Annotated in this window: 18 protein-coding genes; 6 read left to right on the top strand and 12 right to left on the bottom strand. The window is 63.6% G+C overall.

From position 1 onward, the window contains the following. The first annotated feature begins 155 nt into the window (after positions 1-155). Both NP534_RS09055 and NP534_RS09060 read left to right on the top strand, forming a co-directional pair. Positions 156-377 carry a VF530 family protein gene (locus NP534_RS09055; protein WP_274098511.1) on the top strand — a complete coding sequence of 74 codons (222 nt, stop codon included), beginning with the start codon at positions 156-158 and terminating at the stop codon, positions 375-377. 1 nt (position 378) lies between these two features. After that, positions 379-1,029, top strand: a complete 651-nt coding sequence (locus tag NP534_RS09060) for a Pr6Pr family membrane protein (protein WP_274098512.1) — start codon at positions 379-381, stop codon at positions 1,027-1,029. 46 nt (positions 1,030-1,075) lie between these two features. Here the strand turns inward: NP534_RS09060 and NP534_RS09065 are convergent, their stop codons facing one another. From NP534_RS09065 to NP534_RS09075, 3 genes are all read right to left on the bottom strand, one after another. Further along, on the bottom strand, positions 1,076-1,837 hold the full coding sequence (locus NP534_RS09065) for a siderophore-interacting protein (protein WP_033702694.1): 762 nt from the start codon (positions 1,835-1,837) through the stop codon (positions 1,076-1,078). Further along, positions 1,834-2,376, bottom strand: a complete 543-nt coding sequence (locus NP534_RS09070) for a PadR family transcriptional regulator (protein WP_274098513.1) — start codon at positions 2,374-2,376, stop codon at positions 1,834-1,836. The genes NP534_RS09065 and NP534_RS09070 overlap by 4 nt, the downstream gene beginning before the upstream one ends. Positions 2,377-2,463: 87 nt before the next feature. Next, positions 2,464-5,601 carry a biosynthetic peptidoglycan transglycosylase gene (locus NP534_RS09075; RefSeq protein ID WP_274098514.1) on the bottom strand — a complete coding sequence of 1,046 codons (3,138 nt, stop codon included), beginning with the start codon at positions 5,599-5,601 and terminating at the stop codon, positions 2,464-2,466. Positions 5,602-6,025: 424 nt separating this feature from the next. Between NP534_RS09075 and NP534_RS09080 the strand changes: the two genes are divergently transcribed. Beyond that, complete coding sequence (locus NP534_RS09080) at positions 6,026-7,444, top strand: amino acid permease (protein WP_274098515.1); 1,419 nt, start codon at positions 6,026-6,028, stop codon at positions 7,442-7,444. Between the two features lie 37 nt (positions 7,445-7,481). On the opposite strand, the gene NP534_RS09085 is transcribed toward NP534_RS09080, so the two are convergent. Both NP534_RS09085 and NP534_RS09090 read right to left on the bottom strand, forming a co-directional pair. After that, positions 7,482-9,101: an FMN-binding glutamate synthase family protein gene (locus NP534_RS09085; RefSeq protein WP_274098516.1), complete on the bottom strand. Its 1,620-nt coding sequence runs from the start codon at positions 9,099-9,101 to the stop codon at positions 7,482-7,484. A gap of 126 nt (positions 9,102-9,227) precedes the next feature. Further along, complete coding sequence (locus NP534_RS09090) at positions 9,228-13,511, bottom strand: DEAD/DEAH box helicase (RefSeq protein ID WP_274098517.1); 4,284 nt, start codon at positions 13,509-13,511, stop codon at positions 9,228-9,230. 129 nt (positions 13,512-13,640) lie between these two features. Between NP534_RS09090 and NP534_RS09095 the strand changes: the two genes are divergently transcribed. Continuing rightward, positions 13,641-14,054 carry an NUDIX hydrolase gene (locus NP534_RS09095; protein WP_274098518.1) on the top strand — a complete coding sequence of 138 codons (414 nt, stop codon included), beginning with the start codon at positions 13,641-13,643 and terminating at the stop codon, positions 14,052-14,054. Here the strand turns inward: NP534_RS09095 and metR are convergent. After that, on the bottom strand, positions 14,038-14,955 hold the full coding sequence (metR, locus tag NP534_RS09100; RefSeq protein WP_033702687.1) for a transcriptional regulator MetR: 918 nt from the start codon (positions 14,953-14,955) through the stop codon (positions 14,038-14,040). The two genes, NP534_RS09095 and metR, sit on opposite strands and share 17 nt — an antisense overlap. 207 nt (positions 14,956-15,162) lie before the next feature. On the opposite strand from metR, the gene NP534_RS09105 reads away from it, so the two are divergent. Then, a complete protein-coding gene (locus tag NP534_RS09105; protein ID WP_274098519.1) occupies positions 15,163-16,158 on the top strand; it encodes an alpha/beta fold hydrolase in 996 nt (331 codons plus the stop codon). Positions 16,159-16,195: 37 nt separating this feature from the next. Here NP534_RS09105 and NP534_RS09110 read toward each other — a convergent pair whose 3' ends face one another. The 6 genes from NP534_RS09110 to NP534_RS09135 all read right to left on the bottom strand — a co-directional run bounded on the left by NP534_RS09110 (position 16,196) and on the right by NP534_RS09135 (position 22,702). Further along, positions 16,196-17,524, bottom strand: coding sequence for a sigma-54-dependent transcriptional regulator (locus NP534_RS09110; protein WP_033702685.1), 1,329 nt, complete (start codon positions 17,522-17,524; stop codon positions 16,196-16,198). Further along, positions 17,521-19,425 (bottom strand): sensor histidine kinase, encoded by a 1,905-nt coding sequence (locus tag NP534_RS09115; RefSeq protein ID WP_156310215.1) that lies wholly within the window; start codon positions 19,423-19,425, stop codon positions 17,521-17,523. The genes NP534_RS09110 and NP534_RS09115 overlap by 4 nt, the downstream gene beginning before the upstream one ends. Positions 19,426-19,492: 67 nt before the next feature. Further along, a complete protein-coding gene (locus NP534_RS09120; RefSeq protein ID WP_047583640.1) occupies positions 19,493-20,227 on the bottom strand; it encodes an amino acid ABC transporter ATP-binding protein in 735 nt (244 codons plus the stop codon). Further along, positions 20,224-20,895, bottom strand: coding sequence for an amino acid ABC transporter permease (locus tag NP534_RS09125; RefSeq protein WP_033702682.1), 672 nt, complete (start codon positions 20,893-20,895; stop codon positions 20,224-20,226). Before NP534_RS09125 ends, NP534_RS09120 begins: the two co-directional genes overlap by 4 nt. Then, positions 20,896-21,642, bottom strand: a complete 747-nt coding sequence (locus tag NP534_RS09130; RefSeq protein ID WP_033702681.1) for an amino acid ABC transporter permease — start codon at positions 21,640-21,642, stop codon at positions 20,896-20,898. 142 nt (positions 21,643-21,784) lie between these two features. Beyond that, entirely contained in the window at positions 21,785-22,702 is a 918-nt protein-coding gene (locus tag NP534_RS09135; protein ID WP_274098520.1) for a glutamate/aspartate ABC transporter substrate-binding protein, read from the bottom strand. Positions 22,703-23,021: 319 nt separating this feature from the next. Here NP534_RS09135 and NP534_RS09140 point away from each other — a divergent pair. Beyond that, positions 23,022-25,132 (top strand): dermonecrotic toxin domain-containing protein (locus NP534_RS09140; RefSeq protein WP_337994315.1); only part of this gene is annotated, 2,111 nt, incomplete at its 3' end.

The following is a 25,132-nucleotide window of genomic DNA, read 5'->3' on the forward strand; positions in this document are numbered from 1 at the left end:
CGTTCCTTGGCAGAGGCTGTTGTAATGTAACTGTATAACATTGCTATTTCATCACAAGGGTTTTGCCTCTGGCCAGCGGTTTTTCAAGCGGCTTGAGGTTCCCCGGCCACTACACTCGTGTAAGGTGCGCACCTTTCCCACGCTGGAGCACTGGCATGAGCACGGCCCAACACAACGCGCTGCACGGCAAGACCCTGGAGCAGATCCTCACCGAGCTGGTGGCTCACTACCAATGGCAGGGCCTTGCCGAGCGCGTCGACGTGCGCTGCTTCAAGAGCAACCCGACCATCAAGTCGAGCCTGACTTTTCTGCGCAAGACCCCTTGGGCGCGGGAGAAGGTCGAGCTGCTGTACGTGAAGCTGCAGCGCAACGCCTGAGATGCGGCGCCACCCGTGGCTGAGCCTGGCCGCCGTGCTCGGCTGGTTCGGCCTGGCCGTGCAGGTCTACCTGGTATTGCTGGCGCGCTGGCAGGAGCAGGCCAGCCTGATCGGCGGCCTGGTCAACGTGTTCGGCTACTTCACCGTGTTGACCAACACCCTGGTGGCGACGGTGCTGAGTTATGCGGCGTTCGGCCGGGAGGGGCGCGCCAGGCGCTTCTTTCTGCTGCCGTCGGTGAGCTCTGCTGTAGCGGCCAGTATCGTGCTGGTGGCGCTGGCCTACAGCGTGCTGTTGCGCCACCTGTGGCAGCCCGAGGGCTGGCAATGGCTGGCGGACGAGTTGCTGCACGATGTGATGCCTGCGCTGTTCGTTGTGTACTGGTGGTTTGCCGTCCCCAAGGGCAGGTTGCGGCTGTGGCACTTGGCGGCCTGGGCGCTGTACCCGGCGCTGTATTTTGCCTATGCACTGTGGCGGGGGAGTGAGATTGGCGTGTATGCCTACCCGTTCATCGACGTGGCGAGCCTCGGGTATGGGCAGGTGATGCTCAATGCGCTGGGGGTGTTGGCGGGGTTCTGGGCGATTGGCCTGGTGCTGCTGGGCCTGGACAGGTGGCGCGGCCGCTCTGTCATGGAACAACCGCTAAATCATTGATTTAGCGGGGTTCTGGTGACTGCCAGGTTGTTTGCACCCGGGCCCATCACGCGTCGTCCGCAGTACCGTCGGCGCGCCAGTAGGCAGCCGCTTTCAGCGCATCTTCCTGCACGCCTTTCTCCAGCAACAAGGCCTTGGCCTGGCGGGTCAGGGCTTTTTCCAGGGCTACCCAGCCGTACAGCCTGCCTTGCGGCAAGGTCAGGTTCTTCAGCAGCGCCAGCAGGTCTTCTTCCTGGCGCCGTACCCAGATCACGTCCACTTGTGCCTTGCTCGGCAGCGGCTGGCGCTCCTGTTCGTCTTCGATCTGGATCACCGCCAGCACCTGGCGCCCCGCAGGCAGTTCTTCCAGGCGCCGCCCGATTGCAGGAATCGCGGTTTCGTCACCGATCAGCAAGTAGCTGTCGAAGATGTCCGGTACCACCATCGAGGCCCGTGGGCCGGCGATGTTCAGGTACTGGCCCGGTGTAGCCTGGGCGGCCCAGGTGGAGGCAGGGCCATCACCGTGCAGGACGAAGTCAAGGTCCAGCTCATGGCCGACCAGGTCGATACGCCGTGGGGTGTATTCACGCATGGTGGGGCGTGCGCCACCTTCACGACCCAGATTGCGCGCTTCGATCGCTTGCTGTTGCTCCGGCGTTTCGGCAAACAGCAGCTTCACATGGTCGTCAGTGCCGACGCTGGTAAAGCCTTCCAGTTCCGCGCCCCCCAGGGTGATACGGCGCATGCGCGGGGTCAGGTCGGTGACGCGTAGCACTTCGAGGCGGCGTTGGCGTATCTCGTGGTTGACGCGGTGAATGGTGTCACTCATGGGGTGTTCTCCGAAACAGGGTTGGCCGGCCCGGAGGCAATGGCCTTGGCAGTGGTGTTGAGCAGGTCGCGGACGCGCTCGATTTCTTCGGGTGTCCAGCGCCCGCTGTGCATGTGCAGGGCATGGCGCAGGTTGCCGACCGCCTCGTGGATCTCGGGTGGGCGGTCGTGGCCGCGCAGGGCGCGCTTGCTGACTTCGATGCGCATGCGCACGCCGTCAAGGGCCACAGCCTGTTCGGCCAGGGCGTTGCGGCCGGCATCGGTGATGACATAGAGGCGTTTGCTGCCTTGGGCCTGGCCGCTGATCAGCTCGGCTTCCTCAAGGAAGTTGAGGGTCGGGTAGATGACGCCGGGGCTTGGGCTGTAGCTGCCGTCGAACTGGTTCTCGATCTGGCGGATCAGGTCGTAACCGTGGCCAGGTTGCTCAGCCAGCAAGGCCAGCATCAGCAGCTTGAGGTCGCCGGGGGCGAATACGCGTGGGCCGCGTTCGCCGCGGCCGGGGCGTCGCTCGAAAGGGTCGTGGGGTGAATGCTCGCGCATGATCATGGGCTCCGTCTTGTGCGATATATCTTAAGATATTACTCAAGATATATCTAAAGACAAGCCCTAGATGCAGATGATTATCAACTAAATAGTCGATGGGTTATTCCCATGCACGGCTACCTGGGGCACTTTGCACTCATTCGGGTTGCCCGGTTGCAGGTACGGCATGAGGATCGGTGCCATGCCCTTGAGCACCTGCACCGGCAACGCCGAGGTGAATTTGAAGGCTTCCGCCGTGCGCCCTGGCACGAATGCGGTCAATGTGCCGAAGTGGTTATCGCCCAGGAAGAACACGAACGTGGCGGTACGGTTCAGCGAACGCGAGCCGATCAAGCGGCCGCCAGCGCCGAAGCTTTCGATGCGGTTGTCGCCAGTCCCGGTCTTGCCGCCCATCACCAGCGGCGTACCGTCTTGCAGCTTGAAACTGCCGGAAATACGCCGCGCGGTACCCGCGTCGACCACTTGCGACATGGCCCCTTTGAGTGCGCGTGCCACCTCCACCGGCAAGATCCGTTGGCCACGGTCCGGGTCACTCACCAGCTTGGTCTCGTAGGGCGTGTTGTCGGCGAAGTGCAGGGTATCGATGCGCAACGTGGGCAGGCGCACGCCGTCGTTCTGGATGATGCCGACCAGCTCGGAGAGGGCGGCCGGGCGGTCGCCCGAGCTGCCGATGGCGGTGGCCAGTGACGGCACCAGGTGGTCGAACGGATAGCCCACGCGCTTCCAGCGTTGGTGGATGTCGAGGAACGCTTCGATCTCGACCATGGTGCGGATGCGGCTGTCGCGGGCGCCCTGGTGACGGCTCTTGAACAACCAGCCGTACACCTCCTGGCGTTCGAAGCGGCTGGCATTGACCATTTCGGTCAGCGTCGAGCTTGGGTGCTTGAGCAGGTAGCCGAGCAGCCACAGGTCGAGGGGGTGGACCTTGGCGATGTAACCCTGGTCGGGCAAGTCGTACTTGCCTGGGCCGTAGGCGTCGTACATTTCCGACAGGCGACCGTCGGTGAGTTTGCCCAGGGCGATCTTGTCGTCCTTGCTGTGGGCGCGCACAAATGCATTGAAGGTTTCCTGGCCGGCTTCGGGGAACAGGTAACGGTGCACTGCCGCCAGGCGCTGTGGGGTCACGCGCATGCTGTCGAGGAAGGTGTCCAGGCGCTGCTGCGAGGTCTTGCGCTGGTACTTTTTCCAGAACCGCATCAGGTAGTTGGTGCCTTCCTTGTCGGCGAAACGGGCCAGGTATTCCTGGCGGCGTGGGTCGGCGTCGTCCTTGAGCAGCGGTACCCGATTGAACGGCTGCTGGTAGGTGACGTAGCGCACCACGTCGCGCATCAGCCGGATGAACGGCAGGTTGATCGACTCGCGCAGGGCAATCTTCAGCGTCGGGTTGCGGCCGTTGTCTTCCTTGCGGAAGTTGTTGAACACGTGCATGCCGCCCCCAGTGAAGAAGGCTTCGCCGGTATTGGCCGAATATTTGCGTTCCAGGGCGGCATCGAGCATCGCATCGAGGTTCTGGTTTTTGCTGTTTTGCATCAGCCATTCCAGCGACCACTGGGTGATGCGGTCCAGTTCGGCCACCTCGACCTTTTTCAGCTCGGCGGCAGGCTTGCCGGCATACTTGTCGTGCAATTCGGCAATGATCTCAAGGTAGGTGGTGAGCACCCGCAGCTTGGCGGTAGAACCCAACTCCAGCTTGCTGCCTTCGTTGATGTCGAAGGGCTGGTCGGTGCTGTCGGTCTGCACCCGCACCCGCGAGCCGTCTTCGGTGCGCTCGAACAGCGTAAAACTGTAGCGCACCTGGTCGGTGGTCTTGGCAGTCAGCAGGCGCTCGCCGATCAGCCCGATCTGTGCCGCAAACTCGGGGTCGGAGAGGTTTTTCAGGTACTGGCTGACCTGCATTTGCAGGTCAGCCTGCAAGGTGCTGGTGGCCGACAGGTCGAGGCGGTCGAGGTCGTACAGCGGGCGGTTGAGCATGGCCGCCAGGCGATTACGGGCCAGGCTGATGCCTTTGTTGGTGATGATCGGAACGATGGTCGGTTGCGCCACCCAGTCGCGATACACCGCCTTGCTGGCCAGCGCCGCGTCGGCCAGCGGCTGGTCGATGACTTGGTTGGCGGCGAGTACGCGAACATGCGAGTCGGTGAGTTCGGCCAGTTCGACCCGGCCTTTGGACAAGTAATGCGAGGGGCGGCGCTGGGCGATCATCAACGACAGTACCTGGCGCAGGGCCAGGCCACGCGCGGCGAGGCTTTCAGGGTCTTGGGCGGTCGAGGTCAGGGCCTGGTTGACCTGGTCGAAATCGGCGCCGTACCACACCCGCAGGCCCTCAGCCATGCCATGCACTTCGCCGTGGCCCGGCACCGCCGAAAGCGGCACGCTGTTGAGGTAGTCACGCACGATGCGCTGGCGCGCCTCGGTGGTGTCCGGGCCGCCTTGATAGGCACGCACGCTGGCAGAGATCATCTGGCGAATCTTTTCGGCACCGGAAACGGTCAGGCCGTCCGGTGAGTGGCGGTATTTCTCCAGCTGCGTCGCCAGGGTACTGCCGCCAGCCGACTGGCCGGGCAGGGCAAAGTACTTGGCCACCTGGCTGTAGGCCGCCTTGGCGAAGCGCGGCCAGTCGACCGCAGGGTTGTTGCGCGGGTCCTTGGTGTCGAGCAGGTCGCGGTTTTCGATAAACAGCAGGCTGTTGACGATCACCGGCGGGATCGCCGCAAAGTCCGGGTACAGGTGTTGCGGGTAGTTGTACTGGTAGAGCGTGTCGCCACGGCAGTCGGTGATCGACAGGCCGGCCTGGATCTTCTCGATATAGGGGGCGAACAGGCCGTGATCGACGTAGTCCATCAACGCTGGCGAGAACTTTACCTGTTCGCTGATCAGGTAGTCGCGCTTGAGCAACCGCGGCAGGAATTCGCCTAGCGCGCTGTAGCCCAGGCGTTTGTCGAAGGGGCCTTCACCGGGGTAGACGATGGCATCGCTGGGCCCTGGCTGCAGCGAATAGGTCAGGGTGGTGGCCAGTTTGCTGAATTCCCGCGATTGCAGGTTGGAGGTGCGGAATTCGTCATAGGCGGCAAAGCCGAGGGCGATGATGGCCACCAGCAGGATGAGGATGATCAGCCGCCACCAGAGCCGACGCTGACGTGGGGACTTTACAGGTGGCGTCTCGGCCGGAGGGGTTGCGGGTGCTTCCGTTCTGGTTGGTTCCGATTGCCACAGTGCGCCCATAGTCTTCAATCCGGCCAGGTATTTTCGTCTTGCTTGTCTGAAGCTTAGACGTTGACCGGGTTAGGTGAAAAATTTGTAAGAGGGCGAGAAAAGTGGCGTGGGGATATGCGGCTTTGGTGTGGGTTTCGGGGGGAGGCGATGTTGCTAAGGTGGCTACAGGATTTTTACGGCGGCTTCGCAGCCCTTGTCGCGACTCAAGGCCGCGCCCACAGGGGCGAGATTTCTCGCCGAATTTCCCCGTTTATACAGTGAAAATCCCTACAGGGAGCTTCCTATACTGCTCGCCCCCTTCGCCCTGCCGGACGCTCTACGCCGGCACACGGGCCGGCCCACGAGGCCAGCCCGGCAAGTCTACGCCCCGCCTATCGGCGCGGCCGGTGCTGCACGAAGGTCAAATCCAATAACAAAATGAGGTTGTATTGCTATGCCCGTCGGCAACCACCCTGCCCACGCCGAGACCGCCCAGGGCGGCCCTCTGAAGCGTGAACTTGGCGAACGGCACATCCGTCTGATGGCGCTGGGCGCCTGTATCGGTGTCGGTCTTTTCCTCGGTTCGGCCAAAGCCATCGAAATGGCCGGCCCAGCCATCATGCTGTCCTACATCATTGGTGGCCTGGCCATCCTGGTGATCATGCGCGCCCTCGGCGAGATGGCCGTGCACAACCCCGTTGCCGGCTCGTTCAGCCGCTATGCCCAGGATTACCTTGGCCCGTTGGCGGGCTTTCTCACCGGCTGGAACTACTGGTTCCTGTGGCTGGTGACCTGCGTGGCGGAAATCACCGCCGTGGCCATCTACATGGGCATCTGGTTCCCCGACGTACCCCGCTGGATCTGGGCTTTGGCGGCGCTGGGCAGCATGGGCGCGGTCAACCTGGTGGCGGTCAAGGCGTTCGGTGAGTTCGAGTTCTGGTTCGCCCTGATCAAGATCGTCACCATCATTGCCATGGTCCTGGGCGGTATCGGCATCATTGCCTTCGGCCTGGGCAACGACGGCGTGGCCATGGGTATTTCCAACCTGTGGAGCAATGGCGGTTTCATGCCCAACGGCGTGACCGGCGTGCTGATGTCGCTGCAGATGGTGATGTTCGCCTACCTGGGCGTGGAAATGATCGGCCTGACCGCCGGCGAAGCACGCAACCCGCAAAAAACCATTCCGCAGGCCATCGGTTCGGTGTTCTGGCGCATCCTGCTGTTCTACGTAGGGGCGTTGTTCGTGATCCTGTCGATCTACCCGTGGAACGAGATCGGCAGCCAGGGCAGCCCGTTCGTCATGACCTTCGAACGCCTTGGTATCAAGACCGCTGCCGGCATCATCAACTTCGTGGTCATCACTGCAGCACTGTCGTCGTGCAACGGCGGTATCTTCAGCACCGGTCGCATGCTCTACAGTTTGGCGCAAAATGGTCAGGCCCCGGCCACCTTTGCCCGCACCTCGAAAAACGGCGTGCCGCGCAATGCGCTGCTGCTGTCGATCGGCGCGCTGCTGCTGGGCGTGCTGGCCAACTACCTGGTGCCGGAAAAGGTCTTTGTCTGGGTGACGTCGATCGCTACCTTCGGCGCGATCTGGACCTGGGTGATGATCCTGCTGGCGCAGCTGAAGTTCCGCGCCGGGCTCACCACTGCCGAGCGCAAGGCGCTGAAATACCGCATGTGGCTGTGGCCACTGAGCTCCTACCTGGCACTGGCCTTCCTGGTGCTGGTGGTAGGCCTGATGGCGTACTTCGAAGACACCCGCGTGGCGCTGTACATCGGCCCGGCGTTCCTGGTGTTGCTGACCGCCTTGTACTACACCTTCCGCCTGGCGCCGAAGCAAGTGCAAGGGGTGGCGAGCACCGCGTCCTGATCTGAAATACTGGGGCCGCAAAGCGGCCCCAGGCATGTCAGGCCGCTACCTCGCTGTTAGGCTCGAAGCTGTCCGCCCGGGCCATCTGCCACATCCGCGAATAGAACTGCCCATCCACCTCACCGGTCAGCAACTCCCCCGGTTTGAGGAATACATGCATCTGCGAGAACAGCTTGATCTCGGTGGCCGATACCCGTCGCACCAGGTGCTTGGCTTCCAATTGTGCCGGGTGTTCCAGGCCGGCCGCAGCGAGCATTTCGGCCAGGGCGCGCAGGGTGTTGTGGTGGAAGTTCAATACCCGCTGGGCCTTGTCCGGCACCACCAGTGCGCGCTGGCGCAACGGGTCCTGGGTGGCCACACCGGTCGGGCACTTGTTGGTATGGCAGCTCTGCGACTGGATGCAACCAATCGCGAACATGAAGCCACGCGCTGCGTTGGCCCAGTCGGCGCCGATGGCCAATACGCTGGCGATGTCGAAAGCACTGACGATCTTGCCACTGGCACCGAGCTTGATCTTGTCGCGCAGGTTCAGGCCGACCAAGGTGTTATGCACGAACAGCAAGCCTTCGCGCAGCGGCACGCCGATATGGTCGGTGAACTCCACCGGCGCCGCGCCCGTGCCCCCTTCCTTGCCGTCGACGACGATGAAATCAGGGAGGATGCCGGTTTCCAGCATGGCCTTGGCGATGCCCATGAACTCCCACGGGTGGCCCAGGCAAAACTTGAAGCCCACCGGCTTGCCGCCGGACAGCTCGCGCAACTGGGCAATGAACTGCATCATTTCAATCGGCGTCGAGAAGGCGCTGTGGCGCGACGGCGAAATGCAGTCCTCGCCCATGAGGATGCCGCGGGTTTCGGCAATTTCCTGGGTCACCTTGTGCTTGGGCAGGATGCCGCCGTGGCCGGGCTTGGCGCCTTGGCTCATCTTGATTTCGATCATCCGTACCTGGGGGGTACGTGCCTGGGCGGCGAAGCGTTCCGGGTCGAAACGCCCGTCTGCGGTACGGCAGCCAAAGTAGCCGCTGCCCAGCTCCCACACCAGGTCGCCACCGTGTTCACGGTGGTAGGGGCTGATGCTGCCTTCGCCGGTGTCATGGGCGAAGTTGCCCAGCTTGGCGCCTTCGTTCAGGGCGCGGATGGCGTTGGCGCTGAGTGAACCGAAACTCATCGCCGAAATGTTGAAGATCGACGCCGAATACGGCTGGCTGCACTGCGGCCCGCCGACGACGATGCGAAAACCTGCTGGGTCGGTCAGCGGTGCCGGGCGCATGGAGTGGCCGATAAATTCGAAGCCGGACTGGTAGACGTCGATCAGGGTGCCGAAGGGTTTGTCCGAGGCTTCGTTCTTGGCCCGGGCATACACCAGCGAGCGCTGGGCGCGGGAGAAGGGCAGGGCGTCGCTGTCGGCTTCGAGTAGGTACTGGCGGATTTCCGGGCGAATGCCCTCGACCAGGTAGCGGATGTTGCCGAGGATCGGGTAGTTGCGGCGGACTGCATGGCGCTTTTGCAGCAAGTCGAACACGCCGATCAGGCTGAGTACGGCAGTGGTCAGGGTGAAGGGCCACAACCACTCGTGGTGGGTGAACGGCAGGCTCGCCAGGGTGAACAGTACACAGGCGGCGAAGAAGGCGTAGCGGCTGAGAAGTGACAGGCTCATACGGGGTCCTTGCGATGGCGCGGTCAGGCTCAGGGGCCTGGGGCAAACCCCGACCATAGCCCGGTTGGGCGGTAGTGAAAATGAAAATCGGGGTATCGAAAATCATTCGCACAACGGGCTGGGTGCTCAGTCGTGCTGCTTGAGTAACAGCCGGTGGCGCCAGGCTTGCTGTTCTTCCAACGACGCGTCGATGAGGAATTGGTATCGCCCGGCAACCCGCATCGCTACGGGTACCCCATCGCGGTACAGCAAGCGATTGCCGCTCACGGCCGGTACCTTGGCCCCCGGCAGTAGCGAGCCCACCAGGTTCAGCGGGTCGCTGGCACTGACCATCACCAGGGCGCCCTCCGGCTCACGCCGTCGCACTTGCCGCAACAGGCCTACTGCCTCCGGCAAGGCGAACTGCTCGCCGGCCAACCCGGCGATAAACCGCCCGCCACGGATTTCGCCGCGGGCTTCCAGTCGGTGATAACAGCGCAGCAACGCTCGCCACGGGGGCAGCACATCGCTCTCGCGTTCCAGCAGTCGCCAGCAGATCACCCCGTAGCGGCGCAGCAGGGTGCGGGCAATGTGTTCCAGGCGCTGGTCTTCGTCCAAGCTGGCGGCACCGCGCCGCAACAACGCCCAGCGCCCGGCGTGGGCCATGCTGTTCGAAAACGGCGCATGGCCGCGGCGGCTGTGGCGTGGCGCGCGTTTGGCCGCTGGTGTGATCAGGCTGCGCAGGCCGGTGAAGCTGTCGGCGCCGACCAAACCTGAGCCCACCAGCTCCTGCAGTGCCGTTTCCAGCTCACTGGGCAACAGGTGCGCCTCTTTGGCCAGTTCATCGAAGAACAGCGCACCTTCCGCTTTCAGCGCTTCATGCACACGTTGCGCGCGCGGGCCTAGCGCCTCAGGGCAAGGGGCTGGCGCGAGGCTGCGCCAGGTATTGAGCTGGTCCCTGGGCAACAACACCAGCGGGGTGCTGGCCAAGGTGCTGCTCGACTGCGTCGCTGCCAGGCGGCTCCAGGCGAACTGCCCGCTGCGGCACGCGTCGTCGAGCCAGTGCGGGCTGTAGTCCTTGATCCGCGCAGGCAACAGCTCGGCTTCCCAGGCGCCCGCTGCGCTGGGAAACCCCTGCAGTTGGCCCAGTACCTCGGCCACTGCCTGCGGCCCGCGCAGGCGTTCGTCTGCGGCCAGGTGCTGCCAATCGAACAGAAAGCGCATGAAGTCCTGCAGGCTGACCGGTTCTATCTCCCGGCGCAGGCGTTTGACCGTGTAGCGGTGGATGCGCGCCAGCAAGTGGCGCTCGCACCACTGCAGGTCGTGTGCACCTGGGCTGAAATGGCCGCGCAGCACATAGCCTTCGCTTTCCAGGCGAGCCAGGGCCTGCTCGATGTCCGGGAGGGGTTTGCCCAAGGGGGTGGCGATCTGCGCCAAGGTCTGCGGGCCGTGACCTCCCAGACGGGCGCGCAGCAGCTCGCTCAGCGCAGTGTCGGCGTCGATGGCCTGATCAAAGCCGGGCAGCAGGTTCAAGGCAGGCTCTGTGGCTGCACCCGGATACAGCGCCTGCAGCAGGTTCAGGCGCTCACGGGCCAGCCAGAGCTGTCGATCGGGCAGGTGCAAGGCTCGGCCTGCCTTGGCCAGTTGCCGCAGCAGGAGGGCCCAACTGGCGTTGGCCTGGGCTTCAGGCTGGGTGATGGCGCCCAGGCTCATCAACGCCTCGTGCATCTCATCGGCGTTGACCGGTTGCGGCCAGGCCTCGTCTTCCACGGCGCGGATGGCGTCGGCGTCCAGCGCGCCAAGATCATCGCCACTGCGCACATCGTTCCAGCGCCGGTTGAGTACCGCCTGGGTTCGGCGTTCTTCCAGCGGCGCATCGTCCAGAAACGCGTAGGGCCTGGCGTTGAGGATGGCCGAGGCCAGCGGTGACGGTGCCGGCAGGTCGCGGCTGAGCATGCGCACCTCGCCGCTCTCCATACGCTGCAGCAGGGCCAGCCAGCCTTCGCTGTCCATGGCCTCGTGCAGGCAGTCGTCGAGGGTCTGCTCGACCAGCGGATGATCGGGGATCTGCCGTTCGCCGACGATGTTTTCCAGGCAGGCGATCTGGTCGGGGAACACCGACGCAATCAGGTCTTCGCTTTTCATCCGCTGGATCTGCGGGGCCACCTTGCGCCCACCGACGAAGCGCGGCAAGGCCATGGCCACGGCAGCGTTCCAGCGCCAACGCACACCGAACAGCGGCGCGTCGAGCAGGGCCTGGATGAGGACCTGTTCGGCACTGCGGCTGGTCAGGTAGCGCCACACTTCGTCCAGGGCGAAACTGTGGCTGGTGGACAGCGACAGCACGATGGCATCTTCGCTGGCCGCCGCTTGCAGCTCGAAATTGAACGTGCGGCAGAAGCGCTTGCGCAGGGCCAGGCCCCAGGCGCGGTTGATACGGCTGCCATAGGGCGAGTGGATGATCAGCTGGGTGCCGCCGGACTCGTCGAAGAAGCGCTCCATGATCAGCGTCTGTTGCGAGGGCAGGGCGCCCAGTACTGCCCGCGTGCGCCCCAGGTAATCGAGCAACTGGCTGGCGCTGTCTTCGCCCAGTTCGAAGGTACGCTGCAGCCATTGCAGCAACGTAGCGCTATCGGCACCCGGCAACCCCAGCCGCTCGTCGATGCGTGCCTGCAAGCGGGCGACCGCTGCTGACAGCTCATCGCTGCGCCCCGGCGCTTCCCCCAGCCAGAACGGAATAGTGGGCGGCAGGCCATGGGCGTCCTCGACCCGCACGCGGCCAGGTTCGACCCGCAGGATCCGGTACGAGGCATTGCCCAACTGGAAAATATCGCCGGCAATGCTTTCTACCGCGAAATCTTCGTTGACGCTGCCGATGCTCAGCGCCTGGGGTTCGAGCAGCACGGCGTAGTCGGCGGTCTCGGGGATGGTGCCGCCACTGGTCAAGGCCGTCAGCTGGCTGCCGCGACGGCCGCGCAAGGTGCCGCTCACCGCGTCGCGGTGCAGGTAGGCGCTACGGATGCCTTGGCGGCCGTTGTAGCCCTCGGCAAGCATGCTCAGCAGCGCCTGGTAGTGCTGCGCGTCGAGTTCGGCGTAGGGCGTTGCCTGGCGCAGGCAGTCGAACAGCGCCTGCTCCAGCCACGGCTGGTTGCTGGCTTCGGCGACGATTTGCTGGGCCAGTACATCCAGGGGGGCCTTGGCGATGTGCAGCTGGTCGAGCTCGCCTCGGCGCACACAGTCGAGCAGGGCCGTGCATTCGATCAGGTCGTCCCGCGAAGTCGGGAACAGCCGGCCTTTGGGAATGCCCTCGACCTGGTGGCCCGAGCGGCCGACACGTTGCAAAAAGGCTGCGATCGAACCTGGCGAGGCGATCTGGCAGACCAGGTCGACATCGCCGATATCGATGCCCAGCTCCAGGGAAGCCGTGGCCACCAGCACCTGCAACTGGCCCTGCTTCAGGCGCTGTTCGGCGTCCAGGCGCAGTTCCTTGGCCAGGCTGCCGTGGTGCGCGGCCACAGCTTCTTTGCCCAGGCGGTCGCTGAGGTGGCGGGTCAGGCGTTCGGCCAGGCGCCGGGTGTTGACGAAAACCAACGTCGTGCGGTGTTCGCGGGCCAGGGTTGCCAGGCGGTCGTAGACCAGGTTCCACACGTCGGTGGCCATCACCGCACCCAGGGGCACTGGTGGTACTTCCAGGGCCAGGTCGCGCGTGCGTGCGTGGCCGATGTCGACGATCGCACAGGGGCGCTGATGCCCCACCAGAAACTGCGCCACGCGCTCCACCGGCCGCTGCGTGGCGGACAGGCCGATGCGCCGCAAGGGCCGTTCGGCGAGGGCTTGCAGGCGCTCCAGGGTCAGCGCCAGATGGGCGCCGCGTTTGTTGCCGGCCAGGGCGTGAATCTCATCGACAATCACCGTGTGCACACTGGCAAGGCCGGCACGGCCCGAGGCCGAGCCCATCAGCACATAGAGTGACTCTGGCGTGGTCACCAGGATGTGCGGGGCGAGCTTGCGCATGGCTGCACGTTCTTTTTGCGGCGTGTCGCCAGTGCGCACGGCGGTGGTGATACGGGGCGCTTTCAGGCCCTGGTCTTCGAGCGCCTGGCTGATGCCTTCGAGCGGGGCCTGCAGGTTCAGGCGAATATCGTTGGACAGGGCCTTGAGCGGCGAGACGTAGACCACCTGCGTCTGTGCAGGCAGTTCGCCGCCGTGTTCAAGGCCTTGGCGGAACAGCTCATCGAGCACCGCGAGGAAGGCGCTCAAGGTCTTGCCCGAACCGGTCGGCGCGGCCAGCAGCATCGATTCACCGGCGTGAATCAATGGCCAGGCACGGGCCTGGGCGTCGGTGACCGTGGCGAAGTGGCGACGGAACCAGGTGCCGACGGCGGGGTGGAACAGTGCGAGCACCGGGTGCTGTTGGGCGGGCAGGTTCATGTGTTGGTTATGGAGGGTCGGCGGCGGGTTGGCAAGGGGCCGTTCGTCTGTGCGTGGGGGAGGCTGCCTGTGCTTGTCTGGCCATGAGCCCCATGGGATGCTCTCTGGCTTTGCCTGTGAGCCCATCCCATGACCAAGACCATCCGCATTGCCGCCGCCCTGCTGATCGACCCCCAGGGCCGCACCCTGCTGGTCCGCAAACGCGGCACCCAGGCCTTCATGCAGCCTGGGGGCAAGATCGATGCAGGGGAAACGCCGGTGGCCGCACTGGTACGCGAACTGCACGAAGAGTTGGGCCTGCGCATCGACCCCGCCCAGGCCATCCCCCTGGGCCGCTTCAGCGCCCCGGCGGCCAACGAGCCAGGCCATGAGGTGCAGGCCGAGCTGTTTCGGGTCGACAGTGCCGAGGCCGTGGTCCCAGCAGCAGAAATCGAAGAAGTGGTCTGGTTGGCCGCCGACCAGGCGCCCGCTCTTGAGCTGGCACCATTGACCCGCGACTTGATCCTGCCGCTCTACCGCAAAGCGGTCAGCGTACCGCGCTGACCCCGTCCAGGGTGGCGAACGAGGTGTCCTTGGCGGTCAACAGGAAGTCGCGCATGTACGGTGCATCGAGCATGTCGGTGCGCACGGCCGCATAAAGCGTGGCGAACAGGCCCTTTTCGCCCAGGCGCTTGCCCTTCACATAGCCGCGCGAGCTGTACTCGTGCAGCGCCCAGTGCGGCATGCCACACACCCCACGGCCGCTGGCAACCAGTTGCATCATCATCACGGTCAGCTCGGAGGTGCGCACGGCGGCCGGTTCGATGTCGGCCGGCTCCAGGAAGCGGGTGAAGATGTCCAGGCGGTCGCGTTCCACCGGGTACGTGATCAAGGTCTGGTCGAGCAGGTCCTGCGGCACGATGTAAGGCTTGCTGGCCAGCGGATGCTGGTTGGCGACGGCGATCATGGCTTCGTAGGTGAACAGTGGTACGTAGGTGATACCGGCCAGGTCCAGCGGGTCGGAGGTGACCACCAAGTCCAGGTCACCCCGGGCCAGGGCTGGCAGCGGGGCGAAGGCGAACCCTGAGGCCAGGTCCAGCTCCACTTCCGGCCAGGCATCGCGGAACTGGTCGATGGTCGGCATCAGCCATTGGAAGCAGCTATGGCATTCGATGGCCATGTGCAGGCGCCCGGCGGTGCCGCCGGCCAGGCGGGCGATGTCACGCTCGGCGCCGCGCAGCAGCGGCAAGGTGGCATCGGCCAGTTGCAGCAGGCGCAGCCCGGCGCTGGTAAAGCGGATCGGCTTGGTCTTGCGCACGAACAGCGGCAGGCCAAGGCGCTCTTCGAGCTCCTTGAACTGGTGCGACAGGGCTGACTGCGTCAGGTGCAGGCGCTCGGCGGCCTCCACCAGGCTGTCGGACTCGCGCAGGGCATGAAGGGTTTTCAGGTGGCGAATTTCAAGCACAACGACTTTCCATTGGGAATACGGGAGGAAACGGGGTAGTCGTTGAGTCTGGCTCAAGTTGGCCTGGCTGTCATCAGGGTTTACGTGTGATGCCACACTGACCGCCTGGCGAGGTTCACGAAATTGTCATTGAACTGTGGCAGCGCGCTTGAATGATTTTCATCAGACTCGCGTTCTACTGGGGATCTGCATTCTGGTGTTTCTTTCATGCGGGCTTTTCTGCTGTTTTTGTTCTTCCTTGTCAGCGTGCCGGCGAGCTTCGCCGAGCAGCGCTGCGACGTTCACGTGGCGGCTCAGCGGGCGGAGCTGGGTGAGCTGAGCCTGGTCTACCAGAGCGTAGGTGCAGCCCGAGACCCGGCACTGCTGCTGGTCATGGGCCTGGGCGGGCAACTGATCCACTGGCCGGACGACGTGGTCGAGGCCTTGTGCCGCCAGGGGTTTCGGGTCATTCGCTATGACAACCGCGATGTTGGCCTGTCACGCTGGAACCAACTGCCCCCTTCCGCCAACCTGACCGTCGAGCTGCTGCGCTACAAGCTGGGCTTGCCAGTCGCCGCGCCGTATACGCTGACCGACATGGCCGGGGATGGGCTGCGCCTGATGGACTCACTGGGCATAGACCAATTTCATGTGCTGGGGGTCAGCATGGGGGGGATGATCGCGCAGCACCTGGCGGCGATGGCGCCGGAGCGGGTGCGTAGCCTGACGCTGGTGATGTCCAGCTCGGGGGCCGCAGGGTTGCCCGCGCCAGATCCGGCCCTGGTGCAGTTGCTGGCCCGGCGCAGTGCGCCGAACCGCGAGGTGGCCATCGAACAGCAGGCTGATTTGCTGGCAGCCCTGGGCAGCCCCGAGGTACACGATGACCGTGCGGCGTTGATGCAACAGGCGGCCGTGGCCTATGACCGGGCGTTCAACCCTGAGGGTGCCAAGCGCCAGATCATGGCGATCCTTGCCGAACCGAGCCGGGTAGCGCTGCTCAACCAGTTGCGCGTGCCGACACTTGTGGTGCATGGCACGGCCGACCCCTTGTTGCCGGTGATGCATGGGGTGCACCTGGCAGCGCATATCCAGGGTAGTCAGTTGCGCTTGATACCGGGGTTGGCGCACCGCTTCCAGGAGCCGTTCAAGGCGCCGTTGCTGGGGGCGGTGCTGCCTTACCTGCAGTCACACCGGCAGGACGCGACGCATATCGCAGGCCTTTAAGAGCGGTTTTGTCCGCGAAGAGGGCGACGCCGATCTTTCAGCCCAGCCCGTACTTTTTCACTTTGTCGAACAGCGTGGTCTTGGCCATGCCCAGCTCCTGGCTGGCCTGGCTGAGGTTGCCGCCGGTGCGCTGCAGGGCATCGCTGAGCAGGTTGCGCTCGAAAGCCTCAACGGCTTCGGAAAAGCCCAGCCCCTGGCTGGCGCCACCACTCGGGCCTTTCTTGAACGCCGGCAGGCCCAAGGCATAACGCTCGGCCACGTTGCGCAGTTCGCGCACGTTGCCGGGCCAGTCATGGGCCATCAGCCGCGACAGGGTCTGGCTGTCCAAGGTCGGCGTTTCGCGGTCGAAGCGCAGGGCCGATTGCTGCAGGAAGTGTTCGAACAGTTGCAGGATGTCTTCGCGGCGTTCGCGCAGTGGCGGTAGTTCCAGCGTCACCACGTTCAGCCGGTAGTACAGGTCGCTGCGAAACTGCCCGTTCTGGCCCATGGCATCGAGGTCGGCCTTGGTCGCGGCGATCACCCGGCAATCCACCGCAATGCTCTGGTTCGAGCCCAGCCGTTCCAGGGTGCGCTCCTGCAACACCCGCAGCAGTTTGATCTGCAGGTTGATCGGCATGCTTTCGACTTCGTCGAGGAACAGCGTGCCGCCGTTGGCGTGTTCGATCTTGCCGATTCGGCGTTTGCCCGCACCGGTGAAGGCGTTGGCTTCGTGGCCGAAGATCTCGCTTTCGAACAGGTTCTCGGGCAGGCCCCCGCAGTTCAGGGCCACGAAGGGCTGGCCCTGGCGGCGGCTGAAGTCGTGGAGGCAGCGGGCGACCAGTTCCTTGCCGGTGCCGGTCTCGCCTTCGATCAGCACGTTGGCCGAGGTGTCGGCCACATTGGCGATCAACTCGCGCAGCTGCTCCATGGCTGCCGAGCGGCCAATGATGCGACCCTCCAGGCTGCTCTGTTCGGCCAGTTGGCGGCGCAGGGCCACCACTTCGCGGGAAAGGCCGCGATGTTCGAGGGCGCGGCGCACCACATCGACCAGGCGCTCAGGCGAGAAGGGTTTCTCCATGAAGTCATAGGCGCCATTGCGCATGGCGCCGACCGCCATGTCGATGTCGCCATGGCCGGTGATCAGCACCACGGGCAGGCTGCGGTCGCGGGCTTTGAGGCGGTTGAGCAGTTCGAGGCCGTCGATGCCCGGCAAGCGGATATCGCTGACGACGATGCCGGCGAAGTCGTCGCTGATGCGTTCCAGGGCCTGTTCGGCGCTGCCGACCCCTTCACAGGCGATGTCTTCCAGCGCCAGCGCCTGCTGGCAGCCGAGCAGCACATGCGGGTCGTCTTCGACGATCAGGACGGTAAGAGGCGCTTGGTTCATGGGTGCTCCGCCGGTTCGCTAGGGGGGGATACCAGGGGCAGGGCCAGGACAAAGGCCGTGCCGCCACTGGCGGGGTGCTCGACGTTCAGGCTGCCCTTGGCGGCGGCAGCAAGGCTCGCCGACAAGGTCAGGCCCAGGCCCAGGCCGTGTTCGCCGGGTTTGGTGGTGAAGAAGGGTTCGAACAGGTGCTTGCGCGCCTCGGCGTCGATGCCATGGCCATTGTCGCGCACCCGCAGGCGATATTTGTCGCCCTGCAGTTCGCCTTCCAGCCACAGCTCTGGCAGGGGCTGGGTGGCCATGGCGTCGAGGGCGTTGCCGATCAGGTTGACCAGGATCTGCTCCAGGCGGGTCTGGTCAATGGCCAGCTGCTGGTCTTCGAACTGATGGTGCAACTGCAAGTGGCAGCCACTGATGCGGTTGGCCAGCACCTGCAATGAAGCGTCCACTGCCTTGGCCAGCGACGCCTGGCCACTGTCGTCGCCACGGCGGGCGAACGATCGCAGGCTGGCGGTGATGCGGCCCATGCGATCAATCAGGTCGTTCATGGTGCGCAGGTTGGTGCTGGCCGTTTCCAGTGCGCCGCGTTCGAGGAAGCGCACGGTGTTGCCCGACAAGGTGCGCAACGCGGCCAAGGGCTGGTTGAGTTCGTGGGCGATGCTGGTGGACATCTGCCCGATGGCGGCCAGCTTGCCTGCCTGGACCAGCTCGTCCTGGGCGTGGCGCAGGGTTTGCTCGGCATGCCGGCGCTCGCGGATCTGCCCCTTGAGCCGTTCATTGCTGGCGCGCAGGTCGGCGGTGCGCTCGGTGATACGCCGTTCGAGCTGGCTGTTGGCTTCCTGCAGCGCCTCACGGGCGGCCAGGCGGGTGGCGATGACCTTGCGCCGTTCATTCCAGGCGATACCCAGAATCGCCAGCAGGGCGAATGCCACCCCAACCAGGATGCCCTGCACCATGGATTCACGGCGCAAGTCCTGCAGCGGGGTCAGCAGGGTGAAATGCCACGGGGTATCGACCAGGCGCCGGGTTTGTGCCAGGTAGGCCACTTCATGGGCCTTGCCCTGAACCGTTTCGCTGTTGGCCGGGAAGGTCAGCTTCTCGACGCCATCGGCCAGGGTTTCCCGCGCCAGTGGTTGCAGCTCGTTCAACGGCCACCAGTAATACTGCAGGCTGCGCGCCAGGCGCTCTTTGATTTGCGGGGTCAGCGGGCGCACCGATTTCAGGCGCCGCGCCGGGTCACTGGAGAGGATGATGATACCGTTTTCGTCACTGACGAAAGCCTCCAGGCGGGCCCGCTGCCAGCGCTCCTCAAGGGTATCCAGGCGCACCTTGATCACCGCCACGCCAATGATCTTGCCGTGTTCTTCCAGCCCGTGGGCCAGGTAGTAGCCAGCCTCGCCGGTGGTGCTGCCGATGCCGTAGAAGCGCCCGGGTTCGCCGCGCACGGCCGTCTGGAAATAGGCCCGGAACGACAGGTCTTCACCGAGGAACGAATCGGCATCGCGCCAGTTGCTGGTGGCCTGCACCCGGCCATTGGTGTCGAGGACGAAGATCGCCCGGCTGCGGCTGCGCCGATTCAAACCTTCGAGGTATTCGTTGACGGCCTGGCGGGAGCCGCCGTCAGGGTCGGTGAGCAGGTGCGAGACGCTGTCTTCAAGCTCCAGCAGGCTGGGCAGGTAGGTGTACTTGCTGATCTCGCTTTCGACCGTGCGCGCGTGCAGCTCCAGCTGACGTTCACCGTTTTCGCTCAAGGTGCGGATGCCGTTGCTCTCGCTGACCAGGTAACCGGCCAGCCCCAAGCCGACCATCAGCAGGATGATCAAAGGCGGCAACAGCAATTGGCGGATCAGGCGGGAATTCACGGCAGGCTTGGCAGGGAGCAGTAGCGAAGGGTCGCATTTCATCACAGTGGCCTTGTCACGACCAGCTTCCGCTGCCCGGAGGGGGCGAGCAGCGGGGCTGGAGGCCGACTTAGTGTTGCAGGATCTTGCTCAGGAAGTGCTGGGTGCGCTGGTCGCGGGCGCTCTGGTCACCGAAGAATTCCTCTTTGGTGCAGTCTTCGATGATGCTGCCCTTGTCCATGAAGATGACCCGGTTGGCGACCTTGCGGGCAAAGCCCATCTCGTGGGTCACGCACATCATGGTCATGCCTTCGTGGGCCAGTTGCACCATCACATCCAGCACCTCGCTGACCATTTCCGGGTCCAGTGCCGAGGTCGGTTCGTCGAACAGCATGACGATCGGGTCCATCGCCAGGGCGCGGGCGATCGCCACACGTTGCTGCTGGCCGCCGGAGAGCTGGCCGGGGTGCTTCTTGGCATGGGCGCTGAGGCCGACGCGTTCGAGCAGGGCCAGGCCCTTCTTGGTGGCTTCCGCCTCGCTGCGGCCAAGTACCTTGCGCTGAGCAATGGTCAGGTTCTCGGTGATGGTCAGGTGCGGAAACAGCTCGAAGTGCTGGAACACCATGCCGACCCGCGAACGCAGCTTGGGCAGGTTGGTCTTCGGGTCGGCAATCGAGGTGCCATCGACCACCACGTCGCCTTTCTGGAACGGTTCCAGGGCGTTGACGCACTTGATCAGGGTGGACTTGCCCGAGCCCGACGGGCCGCACACTACCACCACTTCACCTTTCTTGACGTCGGTGCTGCAGTCGGTCAATACCTGGAAGTCGCCGTACCACTTGTTGACGTTCTTGATGGAAATCATACGGTGATCCTTTTTTGCAGGCGCTTGACCAGCCACGAAGCGGAGAAGCTGATGATGAAGTAGACGACCCCGGCGAAGATCAGGAACTCATGGGAGCGCCCGATGATGTCGCCGTTGGAGCGTGCCGAGTTGAGGAAGTCGACCAGGCCCACGGTATACACCAGCGAGGTGTCTTGGAACAGGATGATGCTCTGCTGCAGCAGCAACGGGGTCATCTTGCGGAAGGCCTGGGGCAGGATGATCAGGCGCATGGTCTGGGCGTAATTCATGCCCAGTGCTTGAGCGGCACCCATCTGCCCTTTGGAAATCGACTGCACGCCGGCGCGGACGATTTCGCAGAAGTACGCTGCCTCGAACATCATGAACGCGACGACGCAGGAGGTGAACGCACCGACGGGGGTATCTTCGCCGGTGATCCAGCGCAGCACGAACGGCACCGCCAGGTAGAACCAGGTGATCACCAGCAGCAGCGGGATCGAGCGGAAGTAGTTGACGTAGGCACCCGCCACACGCGACAGCAGCTTGCTCGACGACAGGCGCATCAATGCCAGCAGGGTGCCGAGCGCGATGCCGCCGACCACGCCCATGACCATCAATTGCAGGGTCATGACCATGCCGCCCCACAGGGCAGGCAGGGCCGGGATGATTTCGCTGAAATCCATGTCCATTTACTTGCCCCCCACGGAAATCAGGCCAGGCACGGCGACTTTCTTCTCGACCAGGCGCATGAGCAGCATCAGGCCCATGTTCAGGGTGAAGTAGATCAGCGTGGCCAGGGTAAATGCCTCGAACAGGTTGGCGGAAAATTCCGCCGTCTGTTTGGTCTGTGCCAGCAGCTCCATCAGGCCGATCAGCGAGGCCACCGAGGAGTTCTTGAACACGTTGAGAAACTCGGAGGTGAGCGGCGGAATGATGATCCGGTACGCTTGCGGCAGCAGCACGTTGGTGTAGATCTGCGGCAGGCTGAAGCCCATGGCGCGGGCGGCGGCCTCTTGGCCGCGGGGCAGCGCCTGGATACCGGTCCGCACCTGTTCGCAGACTCGCGCGGCGGTGAACAGGCCCAGGCAGACAACTACGCTGATCAGCGCCGAGGTGGTCGGGTTGAGGTCCTGCTTGAACCATTCCTGCAGGCCCTCGGGCAGCAGGTCCGGTACCAGGAAGTACCAGATGAACAATTGCACCAGCAACGGTACGTTACGGAACAGCTCCACGTAGGCGGTGGCGATGCCCGATACAAGGCGGTTAGGCACGGTACGCATGACGCCGAGTACCGACCCCAGCAGCAGTGCGATGATCCAGGCGGTGATGGCGATGGCGATGGTCCAGCCCAGGCCGGTGATGTACCAGTCCAGATAGGTTTCGCTGCCCACGCCGGTGGACTTGAAGAACACGCCCCAGTCCCAGTTGTAATTCATCGGGATTTCCCCTCAGACGGTTGTTTCACGGGCACCTTCGAGCATCCGGGGGCGCTCGGCGCCCTCGGATGAAAGGTTAGACACTAATGAGTGGCCTGCAGAATAGATTCGTGCGCTTGCGCACCAGGCCACTATCTGAGGATCAGGACTTCTTCTCGTCCGCGGCCTTGTCGGTCGGCTCGGCGATCAGTTTTTTCAGTTCGTCGCTCATCTGGAATTGCAGATTCAGGCCTTTTGGCGGGATCGGTTGCATGAACCACTTGTCGTAGCTCTTGTTGACTTCACCCGATTTGAAGTAGCCCACGATGGCCTCGTCGACCGCTTTCTTGAACGCAGCGTCTTCCTTGCGCACCATGCAGCCGTAGATTTCGTACGACTGTGGAGTACCGGTGATGACCCAATCCGCAGGTTTACGCGCCTTGGCCATTTCACCGGCCAGCAGGGCGTCGTCCATCATGAAGGCCACGGCGCGGCCGCTTTCGAGCATGTTGAAGGCTTCACCGTGGTCCTTGGCGGAAATCACGTTCATCTTCATCTGCTTGTCGGCGTTCATCGCCTTGAGGATGCGCTCGGAGGTGGTACCGGCGGTGGTCACCACGTTCTTGCCGGCCAGGTCCGGGAAGTCTTTATAGGATGGCTGACCGTCCTTGACCTTGGTCAGCAGACGGGTACCGACTTCAAAGATGCCGACCGAGAAACCGACCTGCTGCTGGCGCTCGACGTTGTTGGTGGTGGAGCCGCATTCCAGGTCGACGGTGCCGTTCTGTACCAGAGGAATACGGGTCTGGGAGGTGACGAGGTTGTACTTGACCTTGATGTCGGTGCCCAGCTGCTTCTTCAGCGCTTCGACCACAGCGAGCTGGATGTCGTGGGAGTAGCCGACGGGCGTGGTGCTGCCTGCCAGGTAGGAAAATGGAATGGATGAGTCACGGTGCCCCAGTGTGATGGTGCCCGAGTCCTTGATCTTCTTCAGGGTGCCGGTCAGCTCCTCGGCCATGACAGGCGAAGCGATGACTGCAGCCGCGATGGCGGCGCCCAGCAATTGACGAACGATACGCATCAAATTTTCCTCGACGTGTTTGTTTTTTTTATGGAGCCGTTGGCGGACTCTTTCGTTCAACGAATACAGCATGAAGCGGTGCATTCGGCTTCCAAGTGTAGAGCATGACTCGTGCCAAGCTCTGTGAATGATCATAACCCCCCGAAAAGCCTGGGCATCAGCCCTATCTCAAGGTTTTTCAGGATTAACCCATAGTCGGAACGCCGAATGCGTGGGTTTTTTTCGTTCGGCAATCCGAACGGGGGCGTCAGCTTTAAGTAACACACCGGCATGAAACGAAAATGTTGAGCTGGCTGCCTCATCATCAGGAGCGCATGCCGTGTCCGTCATTCCGATCCCCTCCGATTCCGTCGATGCCTTCATTGCCCGCCAGCTTGCGGATTGGCTGAGAACTGCCAATGTCGATCTTCTTCTGACCTTGCACCGGGCGCTGCGCCAACAGCAGGCTGCTGCGGAGCAGGTCAGGAACAGGTTGGCAAGCATTCCCGGTCTTGAGGTCTTTGCCTCGCCGCTGCTCGAGCAGGCGTTGCGCGCCAACGGCCTGGCCGATGTCGATGTGCGAAGCATGCAGGTCTATATCGAAGACGATGTGCCCATGCCCAGCGCAGCACCGCGGCTGCATACCCCCTGGAGGACAGTCCATAGCGTGCAACCGCTGCTGACGGCGGCGCTGCACAATTTTCATGAAAGTGAGACCGTCCCCTCATTGCGTCGTCGAGCCTATTTGCAGGACACCCACGGGGCGAGATTGCCGCTGGAATTCGAGGCGTTTGCCCGCTGCTGCAGAGACTTGGATATTGGCGGGCGGTACCAGCAAATGCTGCGCACGCAATTGTTTCCCAAAAGCAGGCCCACGGCGCCTGAGGATTTTGCCCGTGTAGCGGTGGAACGCATGTTTGAAGAAAGCCTGCGCGCCAAGTTGGACGTTGCAGTGCGTGTGGCAAGGATCAAGTCTGAGTTGGAGGAAGCCGACTACTTGCGCTTGTTACCGGTATTCGCAAGCAAACCCATCGTGCCGGCGATCCCGGGTGGTGTCACACCCCGGCAGTTGTTTCTGTTGGGTAAGCGTATCCATGGGCTCGTCACCCTGGAACTGCGCGAGCACGCCGAAGGGCCGCTGATGGGGGTCATCAGCTGGATACCGCAGGACCCGAATCGGCCGGTGGCCAAGCATGCCTCATGGGAGGCCTTGTACCAGTGGTTGGCCAAACGGCTGCGTGCGCCTCATTACCGATCCTTTTTCAGTCGCTTCATCAGTGAACGTGACCGGCCGGCCTTCACCGCCACCCTGGAGCGCCTTATCGAAGCCAGCAGCGTGCAAACGCCAGCTGTTCTGGATGGGCGCAACTTCGCCATCAATACGCCCTTGTTCGCCTATCTGCGTGGCTTGCAGGTGGACAAGATGCTTGATGATGCAAGAATCCTGGCGGTACCCACTGCCGACGAAACCGCCATCGAGCGCTATCAGCGGCTGGAAACGCTCAAGAGTGCGGGGCTCGATGTGCTCAACCTGGCTGCGCTGTTCATTCCGGTATTGGGGGAGGTGATGTTCGCCGTGGCTGCAGTGGACGTGGTCAGCGAAGTCTACAAAGGCTATACCGATTGGCGGATAGGGGACCGCCAAGGGGCACTGGATCACCTGTTTGGCGTGGCAGAGAACCTTGCTGTCGGTGCCGTGGTGGGCGTCGGGGTAGTGGGTGTGGGCCGGGTGCTGGAACGGGTGCCGTTTGTCGATGCGCTCACGCCCCTGCACGAAGGCGAGGGCCGCTTCAGGTTGGCGGACCGGCCGCTCTCGGCTCATCACCTCGATGGCGGCGGCCCGCTGATGCGCAGATTTGGCGGGGACTTCGCGCAAGCCTCTGACCAGACCGCCGAAACGCTGCTTCGGGTAACCGGGCTCGAACACAATCAGTTGCGCCATCTGCACCTGCAAGAGGCGCCAGCCCCTGCACGGCTGCTCGATGCCCATGCACGCCACGAGTGCCATGCACTTGAGCCGCACCTGCGTGGCGCCGCTTTCGAGCGCGAGCTGGCTATTCGCCAGGCTGTACCCTCTGCTGCCGGCGCAATACTGACCAGGGTATTTCCGGGCTTGTCCGTGCGTTGCGCCGAAGAAATTCTCGAGCTGGCAAACGGTGAGCAAATCAAGGCGTTGCTGACCAGTGGTCGTGTGCCATTGGCAATGGCCGAGCGTGCACGCTGGTTCTTGCGGGAAAGTCGGCTGGACCGCGCACTGATGGGGTTCGAGCACGAAGGTGAGGTCAATTTCGATACCCAGCGCCTGGCCTTGGAGCTGATCAATGAACTGGCGCCTTGGCCGCCGTCGGTGCGCATTGAACTGCGCCTTGGGGAATCGGGCGGTCGCTTGTTGGCGTCGAAGGGCGCTAACGACGCGTCGCAAGTCAGATGCATCATCCAGACCGAGCAGGG

This window comes from Pseudomonas sp. 39004, assembly GCF_028682155.1.
In the GTDB taxonomy this organism is placed as follows: Bacteria; Pseudomonadota; Gammaproteobacteria; order Pseudomonadales; family Pseudomonadaceae; genus Aquipseudomonas; species Aquipseudomonas capeferrum.